Origin of the sequence: Neptunicoccus cionae, assembly GCF_014643735.1 — a bacterium.
GTDB lineage: Bacteria > Pseudomonadota > Alphaproteobacteria > Rhodobacterales > Rhodobacteraceae > Amylibacter > Amylibacter cionae.
Genome location: NZ_BMKA01000001.1, coordinates 1,161,009 through 1,172,599, shown reverse-complemented (window position 1 = coordinate 1,172,599; position 11,591 = coordinate 1,161,009). Strand labels below are relative to the sequence as shown.

The window sequence follows — 11,591 nt, the reverse complement described above, 5'->3', positions numbered from 1 at the left end:
GGCTATCGAACGCCAGCTGAGGCCTTCAGAGATGAGCTGATGAAATTGGAGCGAAGATGAAGTATCCTGCCCACGCAAACCGATGCAATCGGAATGGAACTCACAAATTTTTTATCCCCGCTTAGTAAAAAATTAACAGTCCAATGCTTAAGCTGAAGCAACCAACTGGAAATTTTACTGTGATACACACACGCGCATCTGCGGCTGACCAGCTGCTATATAAAATCACGCATGATTTGTCCGAAACAGTTCGTGCACTTGTCGAACTTCCTAAATGGATCTGTGAAGATCTGGCTGACGCACACACTAACGTATCTGCTGACGTTCAAGAAAACCTAGACGCGCTGATAGTCAATGGAACACGACTTGAAACCCTTATTAGCGGGCTTCAAACCTATTCTCGTGTAGGTTTGCACCAAATCCTATCGGTGGTCGATTTGCCCACTAAAATGGCAGAATTCCGACAGTCCATTACCCTGCCCACGACTGTGGAGCTGACAACGACCTGCAACACCAATTCGATTCAAGTTTATGAGCCGGATTTTTCGAACCTGTGCCTCGCGCTTTTGGACAACGCAGTGAAGCACCGTGATAATCACACCAGTTCTCTCAGGCTTTCGATCATCTCATCAGATCATTTGGTAGAGATTGAGATGGAAGATAACGGTCCCGGAATTAGTAAAGAACTGCGCAGCAAGGCAACGCATGTTCTTACCACTCTGCGGTCCAAGGACGAGGTGGAAGGCAACGGTATCGGTTTGGCGCTCGCACAGAAGGTTACAGATTCCTATCGCGGCAGCCTTTACCTTGAAACCGCTTTTCCAAAAATAAACCGGGGTTTGCGTGTCCGTGCCCTTCTGAATGACCCCGCGATTGGGTGGGGAAATAAAGTTAAGAACAATGCGTTTGGATTAATAAATTCTTAGCAGTCTGCGGGCAACATGATGAAAGTTGCCTAAACGGAGATCTATTTATGCCTGCAGACGATTATGCCTTGAAGACTGACGACCAAACCCCACTGCCCCACAAAACCGAAACGACCGTTCAGGCGCTGATACTGGATGACAGTAATTTTGATCGAAAACGGTTACGCAGGATTGCCAAACATACGGGCCTTCCCATCAAATTTACCAGTTGCGCATCGCTGATCGCCTTTGAAAAACTCATTCAAGACGCCAAATTCCACATCGTTTTTATCGACTACCGGCTGCCAGAAGGTAACGGCCTAGAGGCATTGAAAATATTGGAAAAATACGAAAAAAATTCACAGGCTTTGCCTATCCTGATAGCTGGCGACCTTGATGGTGACGTGGTCGCATCAGCCTTCAAAGCTGGATGCGTTGACTACATAGCAAAACGTAAAGTGGACAAGCGCCAGTTACGCCATTCAATTCTAAATGCGCTTGCGCAAGCCGGATTTTCCGGCGACCAAAAATCTCCGGGACAATAGTTCATATTGAACTCAAAAAGAACAGTAAGTTCACTTGTGGTAAACCGGTTTCTAACGATTGACTTATCACTCAGGTTATAACAATTTGGGGCGCTTAAAACTGGTTAAAATGGACCTTCGTCTTGACAGATTCTGCCGCGCCCGTGATCGAGCTTCGGAATATCCACAAAAGTTACGCTGATCTGGAGGTGATCAAGGGGGTTGATGTAATCGCGCACAAAGGCGACGTCATCGCTTTAATTGGCTCTTCCGGTTCCGGGAAGAGCACCCTTCTGCGCTGCGTCAATCTCTTGGAGACGGCCCAGCAAGGTGACATTGTAATCTCCGGCGAGGCAGTCAAATGGAAAAACTCGGGGGCCAATCGTACTCCTGCGGACAAGAATCAGGTGCGCTCATTCAGAACCAATCTTTCTATGGTGTTTCAGCAGTTTAACCTCTGGTCCCATCTAACGGTTCTAGAGAATGTGATAGAGGCGCCGATCACAGTGCTCGGCACCGATCGGAGTGCAGCGTTAGAGCAAGGCCAGCGCCTATTGGACAAGGTTGGTATCGGTGATAAATCAGACCGGTATCCTTCTCAGCTGTCTGGCGGGCAACAACAACGCGCTGCCATTGCCCGTGCGCTGGCTATGGAGCCGGCTGCTATGCTGTTTGATGAACCGACTTCGGCGCTTGATCCCGAAACAGAGGCAGAAGTTGTAAATGTTATCAAGGATCTCGCAGCCGAGGGCCGGACCATGCTTTTGGTCACTCATGACATGAAGATGGCGCGCGATGTTGCGAACCACGTCATTTTCCTCCATCAGGGAATTATCGAAGAGCAAGGCACCCCAGAACAGGTGTTTGGCAATACTAAATCAACGAGGTTGCAGCAATTTTTAAGCTCAACCCAGTAAACGGGTCAAAACCCAACAAGGAGAAAACAATGAAAAAACTGATACTTGCAGCAAGCTTATCTGCAATGGCGGCGGTAACAGCTTTGGCGGACCCCATCCGCATGGGGACCGAAGGCGCCTACCCTCCATATAACTTTATCAACGACGCAGGCGAAGTGGACGGATTTGAGCGGGAGTTGGGCGACGAAATCTGCAAACGCGCCGAACTGGAATGCACCTGGGTCACCAATGACTGGGACAGCATTATCCCGAACCTCGTTTCAGGGAACTATGACACCATCATTGCGGGTATGTCCGTCACCCCAGAACGGGATGATGTCATTGATTTTTCAAACGAATATTACCCACCCTCCCCGTCTGCTTTTGTCGGCGTTGCAGAAATGGACGTTGATCTCTCAGGTGCGATCATCGCGGCGCAAACGAACACAATCCAAGCTGGCCATGTTTCAGAAATCGGCGCTACATTGGTAGAATTCGCAACGCCGGATGAAACTGTCGCTGCGGTGCGCAACGGTGAAGCGGATGCGGTTCTTGCGGACAAGGACTACCTCGCGCCGATTGTTGCCGAAAGCAACGGGATGCTGGAGTTTATTGGTGACGATGTTGCCATCGGCGGCGGCATTGGCATCGGCCTGCGCGAGAGCGATACCGAATTGAAAGAAACGCTCAATAAAGCGATCGATTCAATGAAAGCGGATGGCACGCTTAACACAATGTTGGCAAAGTGGTTCGAAGGCGACGCGCCTCAGTGGTAAATCAATCGGGGTGGGCAAACCATTGTCCACCCTATCTTTTTTCTTTCTATCAGGTGTACGGGGCCGCGAAAGATGTTTGAATTTTGCGTCGATCCCAAGGCGATCGAAGGCCTTAAATGGCTGTCGTGTTATCTGACCACGCCCAAACATGCAGCGATGTATTACAGCATCCTGACTGTGCTCGGTTTACTTGCGGCCGCTGTTCCGCCAATCCTGTTATTAGGCTTTGCCGGAGCATTGGCCAGACGTTCAGGGTTCGCGCCAATCCGTTGGATCGGGCTTGGATACACCTCGATCGTGCGGGGGGTGCCGGACATCGTCTTTTTCCTTTTTTTTCCAATCGCCCTCGATCAAGCTGTTGAGGTCATCCGGCACAAAATCAAATGTCCGGATGTTGTCGGTTCAGTCTATCAGGGCAACGATTTTGTGGTGTGTCAGGCTGCGAAAATGCCGCTTGGCCCTTCCCCACAGTGGGTGCACGAAGCTTGGGGTTTCACGCTTGCTGTGGTCACTTTTGCAATCGTTTTCGGCGCTTTCACTGCAAATACCCTGCACGGTGCGCTGGCAGCGGTTCCCAGAGGTCAATTGGAAACCGCGCGTGCATTCGGGATGACCGATAGGCAAACCTTCTGGCGGGTCCACCTCCCCCAGATGTGGGTTTATGCGCTGCCTGGGCTGTCAAATCTATGGATGATTTTAATCAAAGCGACTCCATTGCTCTTTTTACTTGGAATCAAGGATATCGTTTACTGGGCCAAGGAACTGGGGGGGATGAAAACGCAGGCTTATACCTATTCTCATCCGGACTGGCGGGTCTGGTATTTCGCTGCCCTTTTGGTGTTCTACCTTTTGCTGACGTGGGTCAGCCAGCGTGTATTTGACAGGGTGTTCGCGCGGGCCTCCCGCGGGATGTCGGTGGCAAGATGAGCTGTGCAGAGTCCTTTTCAGCCTACGCATTTCGCGCTATCGGCTATGGCGACCGTCTGTTGCCAAAATCCGATATATCCCTTTGTGATCAGATATTTCTGATCGGAAGCGGGATGATATGGAACGTCTATTTCGCTGTAGTCGCCATTCTTTTTGGATTTGTGTTTGCGACCGCGCTTGCCTTCGCACGGGTCAGTGGCCCGCCTTATCTAAGATGGCCAGCAGAAGTATTTGTTTTCATTTTCCGCGGCTCTCCGCTGTTTATCCAGTTTTTCTTCGCTTACGAATTGTTCGTTCAGCTCCCCCGTGTGGGTGTCGAGATCCCAATGGGGTTTGCGACATTGACAGCCAGCACAAGTTGGTTAACCAAAGCTTGGCTCGGTGCCACGGTTGTATTGTTCCTGAATACAAGCGCCTACAGCGCCGAGATATTTACAGGTGCGCTGAAATCCATCCCACGCGGTGACAACGAAGCAGCAGACGCCTTTGGCATGACCGGTTTCAAGAGGTTCCGCCGCATCGTTTTCCCAACAATGCTAAGGCTGGCTTGGCCCTCCTATTCAAACGAGGCGATCTTTCTGTTTCATTCAACGGCACTGGTGTTTTTCTCCGGATTCCCCGCTTGGCGCCGAGAGGCCGACGGATTGTACTACGCGAGCTATTTCGCGGAAGCCACGTTCAATCCCTTTGTTCCGTATCCGATTATTGCCGCCTATTTCGTCTTTTTCACGCTGCTTATTGTTGGATTCTTCGGTTTGGTGAGCAAACGTTTGAACAGACACCTGGCAGAACCTCCGAAAGTTAAATTCCGGATCGGCTCGATGCTTAGCCGCTAACAGCGTAGTGTTTGTGGTTGGCCCAAGCCTCTAGGAAGGCGGCCTTTTCGTCCGGGCTAAAGGTCGTGATCGGGACGATATGGGTGTGGATTCCGAACGCAAGGTATTTACTTTCAGGAAGGTAAACAAGGGACTGACGCTCAACCCTCACCCACTTACCGCTTGTTCGATCCACGACCCTTTCGCGGTCAGGCTGGAACAAATTCGCCGTGCCATAAAGAAGATAATTTGCTCGCCATACGGGATTGGTTTCGCCTATGTTGTCAAAAATTCGTTGAACCCGCGTCCCGAGTTCCGCGCCGTAACTTTGAACCGGTGCGTGGATTGCAGACATCGGTCGATCCATCTTATCTCCCAGCCGCCAGTTTGACGGAAAGCACAAAACCGCGCCACGCAGAACGTGTTCGTTGGCACCTCGCTCCAAAAGACAGAAATCCTGCTGAACTAAGCGACCGGCCACTGCCAGAGGATGATCTTTGTTCAAGCGGATCGCTGCACCATCAGGTCGGATTACCTGATCGTTTTCTACTGAATACCCGTGCTTATAAGTCAGGTTTTCACAGACTTTGGCCAGCAGTTCTTCGCTTGCAGCGTCAGCACAGGGTTTCGCATCAAACACAGCATCTCGATTACTAGTAAGCAAGTGATCCCGATACTCCATCTGACGTGCAAACGCATCATCGACTAACAGCCAATCGTTCCAATTCAATAGATTGACGCCCGGCAACCGTTTCGTCGCCGGATTCCGCCAAGGTTCCACATAAAGTTTCGATTGTGTGATGGTTTCCAAGTGGCGCGGCATTCTTCGACTTTCGGGTGTTTAAACTCCGTTAAAAATGCTCTGAATTATCCAAATTTGCAAACCGGAATGAACCGTTTTGAACGCCACCAAATAAAAAGGGCGGGGAAACTCCCCGCCCTTTGGCCTAGATTATGCTTTCTTTAGCTCGCTGTTGCGGCTTCTTCTTCCGTATCGGCGTAGACGATCAGCGGTTCTGCCTCTCGGCGCACGGCTTCTTCGTTAACAACCACCTCACGGACATTTTCAAGCCCAGGTAGTTCGAACATGGTGTCCAGCAAAATGTCTTCCATGATAGACCGCAAGCCCCGCGCGCCGGTCTTCCGTTCAATCGCTCTTTTAGCAATCGCCGAAAGCGCGTCCGGTGTGAACTTCAGCTCTGTTTCTTCCAGTTCGAAGAGGCGCTGGTATTGCTTCACCAAAGCATTCTTAGGCTCCGACAGGATCGTCACCAACGCATCTTCATCCAGATCGGTCAAAGTCGCGATTACAGGCAGACGCCCCACGAATTCTGGAATAAGGCCGAATTTCAACAGATCTTCTGGCTCCAGTTCAGTGAAAATTTCACCAACGCCGCGGGATTCTTCGTCTTTGACATCAGCGCCGAAGCCAATGCCGGATCCTTTGCCCCGCTGACCAATGATCTTCTCAAGTCCGGCGAACGCCCCACCGCACACGAACAGGATATTGGTCGTATCCACTTGCAGGAATTCTTGTTGCGGATGTTTGCGACCGCCCTGCGGTGGAACCGACGCCACAGTGCCTTCCATAATCTTCAGCAACGCTTGCTGTACTCCCTCACCGCTGACATCGCGGGTGATTGACGGATTATCGGACTTGCGGGTAATTTTATCTACTTCATCGATGTAAACGATGCCCCGTTGCGCCCGCTCAACATTATATTCCGAAGCTTGCAGCAATTTCAGTATGATGTTTTCAACATCTTCGCCCACGTAACCGGCTTCGGTCAGCGTGGTTGCATCTGCCATTGTAAAAGGAACATCCAAAATTCGCGCAAGTGTCTGTGCAAGAAGGGTTTTGCCACAGCCAGTTGGGCCAATCAAAAGGATGTTGGACTTGGCCAGCTCAATTTCCGAATTTTTTTCAGCGTGGTTCAGCCGCTTGTAGTGATTGTGCACAGCCACAGACAATACGCGTTTCGCCGTTGCCTGACCGATCACGTAGTCGTCGAGCACCTGACAGATCTCCTGCGGTGTTGGAACGCCTTCACCGGATTTCACCAAACCGGATTTCGCTTCTTCGCGGATGATATCCATGCAGAGCTCAACGCATTCATCACAGATAAATACAGTCGGTCCCGCGATCAGCTTGCGCACTTCATGCTGGCTTTTGCCGCAAAAAGAGCAATACAGCGTGTTTTTTGCGTCTCCGCCGCCTGAATTTGCCATCTTTATACTCCGCTAATTTTTGCCCGAACGTCGCGCCAGTTGGCACAATTTACCAGCGTTCACCCTGGCTTTTTCCCACCGTATGGCAGAATTTACCTGTGTACAATGCCAATATTCCGCCATTGGAACGTAGCCATATTCCCAGCAGCATGACTGCTTTGTCATGCCGCTGGAATAACAGGAAAGTGTGAATAAATACCTTAGACGACCTTACGGAGCGTCAGGTTCGTTCTCACGGTTTTGCACAATCTCGTCGATCAGGCCCCAGTCTTTGGCCTCTTCCGCTGTCATAAAGTTATCGCGGTCGAGCGCTTTCTCAACAGTTTCAATATCTTGATTGCAGTGTTTTACATAGATTTTATTAAGCCTGTCTTTCAGCTCAAGAATCTCTTTCGCGTGCAGCGCGATATCAGACGCTTGTCCTTGGAAACCGCCGGAAGGCTGATGCACCATGATCCGGGAGTTCGGAAGCGAGAACCGCATGCCCGGTTCACCCGCTGCCATTAGCAGAGACCCCATAGAAGCCGCCTGTCCAACACAAAGAGTTGAAACTTTCGGGCGGATATATTGCATCGTGTCATAAATCGACAAACCAGAGGTCACGACACCACCCGGGCTGTTAATATACATGGCGATATCTTTCTTCGGATTTTCTGCTTCGAGGAACAACAATTGCGCCACGATCAGTGTAGACATACCGTCATGCACCGGACCGGATACAAAGATTATCCGTTCTTTCAGCAGGCGCGAGAAGATATCGTAGGCCCGTTCGCCACGGGATGTTTGCTCTACCACCATAGGGACGAGCGTATTTGCGTAAACTTCGAGGGGATCTCTCATTTTAAGAAGGCCTGTATCTTGTGTGTCTTGGGTTCGGGTGACTGTAGTTCGAGGATTGGGGGGCTTCAAGGTGTGAAATGCGTATTCCCCATGGTCAAGCCAGTTGGCAATCACACAGAGGAGACGGGCCTGTGACACCTACATTAGAGTCGGAACGTTGAAACTCCGTTAACAGAAGACAATGTTCCTAGACAAAGCAAAAAGGGCGCCACTGGCGCCCTTCCCGTCAATCCCAAAGGGGATGTGATTACTCGGCTTCCAGCTCTTCAACAGCTTTTTGCAGACCTTCTTTGGTCGTTTCTTTTTCGGAAACATCAGACTGTTCGATGATGTAATCAACGACCTTGTCTTCAAAGATCGGCGCGCGCATTTGCTGTTGCATTTGCTCGTTTTGTTGAAGGAATTCAAAGAACTGACGCTCTTGACCCGGATACTGCTGGGCCTGCTGCATGGCGGCTTGTTGCAGTTCCTGATCCGTCACAGTGATTTCCTGCTTTTGACCAACTTCGGCGAGCAGCAGGCCAAGGCGAACGCGACGCTCTGCCAGGTCTTGATGCTCGTCTGTGGTTTCGATTTCAGGGTGATCGTGGCCCTGAACATCGGGGTTTTCTTCATGCCACAGCTGATGTGCAATCTGCTTCGCTTCGTTTTCAACAAGGGTCGGCGGCAATTCGAAAGACACAGCTTTAGCTAGCTCGTCCATCAGGTTGCGCTTCATCACCATGCGAGCTGCATTGCCATATTCGGCTTCCAGACGCTCTGTGATTTGCTTGCGCAGATCAGCCAGATCTTCAGCACCGAATTTTTGGGCCAGTTCGTCGTTGATTTCAGCAGCGGCTGGCGCCTTCACAGCATTGATTTTGCACTCAAAGACAGCGTCTTTGCCAGCCAGGTGTTCAGCACCATACTCGTCAGGGAACTTTACGTTCACCTCAATGTCGTCGCCAGCTTTGGCGCCGACCAATTGCTCTTCAAAACCTGGAATAAAGGAGTTGGAGCCAAGGACCAACGGGTAATCGTCTGCAGCGCCACCTTCAAAAGCTTCGCCGTCAACTTTGCCAAGGAAGTTGATCACAACCTGATCGCCATCTTCAGCTTTTTCACCGTCTTTTCGATCTTCAAAATTCTGCGCACTTTCGGCCAGATTGCCAAGAGCTTCGTCCACATCGGATTCTTCGATCTTGGCGACCAGTTTTTCCAGCTTGATCTTGGAGAAATCGGTTTCAGGAACCTCTGGAAGACACTCATAGTTCAGGGAAACTTCTACGTCGCTGCCCTCTTCCCAATCTTCATTGGTCATCTTCACGTCAGGCTGCATGGCAGGCTTGTCGCCAGAAGCTTCGAAGTGCTCGTTCATCGCGCCATCGATGCTTTCTTGCATGGCTTCGCCCAGAACAGACTTGCCGAACTGCTTCTTCAGCAGAGCCATCGGAACTTTACCCTTGCGGAAGCCCTTCATTTCGATGGTTGGCTGCGCTTCGGCCAGTTTCGCGTTCACTTTTTCTTCCAGCTCTGCCGCTGTGACGGTGATCGAATAGCCGCGCTTCAGGCCTTCGTTAAGTGTCTCTGTTACCTGCATTTTTTATCCTTCAACGTGCTGGTCATGGGCCAGCCAACATAGTCTGACAATCCGCTACGCGGAGAATCTTTGGTGCGGGTGAAGGGACTTGAACCCCCACGCCTTGCGGCGCCAGAACCTAAATCTGGTGCGTCTACCAATTCCGCCACACCCGCAAAACTCAAGGGCAGCCCAAAGACTGCCCGTAATTCCGGCGCCCTTCTAACAAGTGTTTCTACGCTTGGCGAGTGGAAAATGCGTAAAAATGGGCGGGCCACTGCCAATTTTCGGCAACATACCGAGTGTTAGCCTGAATTTGCTTTTTATTAACCTCTAGGGTGCAAAGATCGGGGGAAATTAGAAGGGAATCACTAAACGACGACAACTAACCCTTTTGAAGTTTGCTGAAGACTTTTGGCAGAACCTCCGGTAGGTCTTCTGCAATCAACCCAGGTCCGAAATACCTTGCGCATTCGGTATGCAACCAAGCAGCCTGTTGCGCCGCATCAAATGCGGCCCGCCCACTTGCGAGCAAGCCACAGATAAATCCGGCGAGGACATCTCCCGATCCTGCGGTGGCAAGCCAGGGTGCGGCGCGGTCATATTGGGCGGAGTGGACCGCAGTTCGACCTGTTGGGGTGGCTATTACAGTATCCGCCCCTTTAAGAAGTACGACGCACCCTGCCCTCTCGGCTGCCTGTTGTGCAGCATCAATCTTGCTGAACGCCGGACCTTTCGTCGGATGATCGGTTAACTGCTTATGGATATCTGGAAACAAACGCCGGAATTCCCCTTCGTGAGGCGTTAAAACACAAGATGGATGCAATTCGCTAAAAAGGTTCGACGAATTATCCGCAAAAGCAGAGAGAGCATCAGCATCAAGAACAGTTTTGCGCTTGGCATTTAACACAGTTTTAACGATCTGACGGGTATGTTCGAAATCGAGCGCTCCGGTACCATCAAGGCGTGAAACACCGGGACCAACACAGATAGAGGAGATCCGATCATCTGAAAGTAAATGCGCCAGATCATCCAAAGTATCGCACCGCTTCAGCATTACCGCTGTGACATGCGCACTGTTTTCCGCCAGCGCGTCTGTCGGGCTTGCGAGTGTAACCAGTCCCGTACCGATACGAAGCGCTGCCCGCGCCGCCAGTCGCGCCGCGCCGGTTTTGGTTGCCGGACCACTGCAAACCAGCGCATGGCCATGATCAAACTTATGTTGGGCAACCCGATTCCCAGTTCCACCTTCACCGGATCTTGCCCCCTTATCAAAGGTCCGACATCCGCGCGAAAATTCAACTAATGTAGTAATTTTTTGCGTATTTGGGATTATTTCACCCTCCAATCCAATGGAGCAAACATCCAGATAGCCACACAGCTCAGGCCCTTCAGAAAGGTAATGTCCAATTTTTGCGCGGTGGAAGGTAACAGTTAGGTCCGCTGTCAAGGCCACCCCCAGCACACGGCCGCTGTCCGAACACAAACCCGAAGGCACATCAACTGCAACAATGCGCAGATTAGAAGAGCCCTGCGTGGAATCCAGATAGGAAAATAGCTCTGCCCATTGCCCCTCAACCGCGCGGGACAGGCCGGATCCGAATACGGCGTCCACAATTATAGTTTTGGGGCCGGAAGGCTCCCCTTGAAGATGGCCGGACTCGTATATGCCGGATAGTGGGTGAACGTCTCCCAATTCGAGCCAACGCTCAAAATTCCGCAGCGCATCCGGCTGCAAATTTTCATGTTTTCCCTGAAAATACACCTCAACATCCCACGCCAATGCCGCCAACAGGCGCGCTATAACGAAACCGTCGCCACCATTGTTGCCCGGGCCACAAATCACGACGGCCCGATGGGGTGTGCGGGCGCATTCGGGCCAAGCTTTCTTAATAGCAGAAACGACGCTGTGCCCCGCAGTTTCCATCAGGCTCAATCCAGTAACGCGCCCACTGGCAATCGCATCAATCTCAGTTTTACCCATTTGCGATGCACTCAGCAATTCCGCCATCACTCTTTCCGTTCTGCCCAAATATTGATCACATTGCTCATTTAATAAGCAACTACTACGGTTTCATTTCACCACCTACTACACGCCATTCCGGTTCAATTGCCAAGACT

At 51.1% G+C, this 11,591-nt stretch carries 11 protein-coding genes and 1 tRNA gene; 6 read left to right on the top strand and 6 right to left on the bottom strand.

Translation table 11 applies throughout. The annotated features are described in order from the left end of the window. Positions 1–179 precede the first annotated feature (179 nt). From IEX10_RS05160 to IEX10_RS05135, 6 genes are all read left to right on the top strand, one after another. Entirely contained in the window at positions 180–926 is a 747-nt protein-coding gene (locus IEX10_RS05160) for an ATP-binding protein (protein WP_188671525.1), read from the top strand. Positions 927–973: 47 nt separating this feature from the next. Continuing rightward, positions 974–1,450 carry a response regulator gene (locus IEX10_RS05155; protein ID WP_188671523.1) on the top strand — a complete coding sequence of 159 codons (477 nt, stop codon included), beginning with the start codon at positions 974–976 and terminating at the stop codon, positions 1,448–1,450. 122 nt (positions 1,451–1,572) lie between these two features. Further along, the gene (locus IEX10_RS05150; RefSeq protein WP_188671521.1) at positions 1,573–2,346 is read left to right on the top strand and encodes an ABC transporter ATP-binding protein; all 774 of its coding nucleotides are present in this window, start codon (positions 1,573–1,575) and stop codon (positions 2,344–2,346) included. Positions 2,347–2,375: 29 nt separating this feature from the next. Further along, complete coding sequence (locus IEX10_RS05145; protein WP_188671519.1) at positions 2,376–3,101, top strand: transporter substrate-binding domain-containing protein; 726 nt, start codon at positions 2,376–2,378, stop codon at positions 3,099–3,101. Positions 3,102–3,173: 72 nt separating this feature from the next. Continuing rightward, the gene (locus IEX10_RS05140; RefSeq protein ID WP_188671516.1) at positions 3,174–4,028 is read left to right on the top strand and encodes an ABC transporter permease; all 855 of its coding nucleotides are present in this window, start codon (positions 3,174–3,176) and stop codon (positions 4,026–4,028) included. Next, a complete protein-coding gene (locus IEX10_RS05135) occupies positions 4,025–4,864 on the top strand; it encodes an ABC transporter permease (protein ID WP_188671514.1) in 840 nt (279 codons plus the stop codon). Before IEX10_RS05140 ends, IEX10_RS05135 begins: the two co-directional genes overlap by 4 nt. Here IEX10_RS05135 and IEX10_RS05130 read toward each other — a convergent pair. The 6 genes from IEX10_RS05130 to IEX10_RS05105 all read right to left on the bottom strand — a co-directional run bounded on the left by IEX10_RS05130 (position 4,854) and on the right by IEX10_RS05105 (position 11,481). Then, the gene (locus IEX10_RS05130; protein WP_188671512.1) at positions 4,854–5,666 is read right to left on the bottom strand and encodes a heme-dependent oxidative N-demethylase family protein; all 813 of its coding nucleotides are present in this window, start codon (positions 5,664–5,666) and stop codon (positions 4,854–4,856) included. The two genes, IEX10_RS05135 and IEX10_RS05130, sit on opposite strands and share 11 nt — an antisense overlap. Before the next feature lie 140 nt (positions 5,667–5,806). After that, positions 5,807–7,072, bottom strand: coding sequence for an ATP-dependent Clp protease ATP-binding subunit ClpX (gene clpX, locus IEX10_RS05125; RefSeq protein WP_188671510.1), 1,266 nt, complete (start codon positions 7,070–7,072; stop codon positions 5,807–5,809). Positions 7,073–7,282: 210 nt separating this feature from the next. After that, the gene (gene clpP / locus IEX10_RS05120) at positions 7,283–7,912 is read right to left on the bottom strand and encodes an ATP-dependent Clp endopeptidase proteolytic subunit ClpP (protein WP_069301636.1); all 630 of its coding nucleotides are present in this window, start codon (positions 7,910–7,912) and stop codon (positions 7,283–7,285) included. Between the two features lie 247 nt (positions 7,913–8,159). Next, entirely contained in the window at positions 8,160–9,491 is a 1,332-nt protein-coding gene (gene tig / locus IEX10_RS05115; protein WP_188671508.1) for a trigger factor, read from the bottom strand. A gap of 70 nt (positions 9,492–9,561) precedes the next feature. After that, positions 9,562–9,646: transfer RNA gene (locus IEX10_RS05110), tRNA-Leu, on the bottom strand. A gap of 209 nt (positions 9,647–9,855) precedes the next feature. Continuing rightward, the gene (locus tag IEX10_RS05105) at positions 9,856–11,481 is read right to left on the bottom strand and encodes an NAD(P)H-hydrate dehydratase (protein ID WP_188671507.1); all 1,626 of its coding nucleotides are present in this window, start codon (positions 11,479–11,481) and stop codon (positions 9,856–9,858) included. Positions 11,482–11,591: the final 110 nt, after the last annotated feature.

What these genes read in the sequence shown, in the direction of transcription:
- IEX10_RS05135 (WP_188671514.1), top strand. Translation starts at nt 4,025, where the DNA reads ATGAGCTGTGCAGAGTCCTTTTCAGCCTACGCATTTCGCGCTATCGGC.
- IEX10_RS05155 (WP_188671523.1), top strand. Translation starts at nt 974, where the DNA reads ATGCCTGCAGACGATTATGCCTTGAAGACTGACGACCAAACCCCACTG.
- clpP (WP_069301636.1), bottom strand. Translation starts at nt 7,912, where the DNA reads ATGAGAGATCCCCTCGAAGTTTACGCAAATACGCTCGTCCCTATGGTG.
- tig (WP_188671508.1), bottom strand. Translation starts at nt 9,491, where the DNA reads ATGCAGGTAACAGAGACACTTAACGAAGGCCTGAAGCGCGGCTATTCG.
- clpX (WP_188671510.1), bottom strand. Translation starts at nt 7,072, where the DNA reads ATGGCAAATTCAGGCGGCGGAGACGCAAAAAACACGCTGTATTGCTCT.
- IEX10_RS05145 (WP_188671519.1), top strand. Translation starts at nt 2,376, where the DNA reads ATGAAAAAACTGATACTTGCAGCAAGCTTATCTGCAATGGCGGCGGTA.
- IEX10_RS05130 (WP_188671512.1), bottom strand. Translation starts at nt 5,666, where the DNA reads ATGCCGCGCCACTTGGAAACCATCACACAATCGAAACTTTATGTGGAA.
- IEX10_RS05105 (WP_188671507.1), bottom strand. Translation starts at nt 11,481, where the DNA reads ATGGCGGAATTGCTGAGTGCATCGCAAATGGGTAAAACTGAGATTGAT.
- IEX10_RS05140 (WP_188671516.1), top strand. Translation starts at nt 3,174, where the DNA reads ATGTTTGAATTTTGCGTCGATCCCAAGGCGATCGAAGGCCTTAAATGG.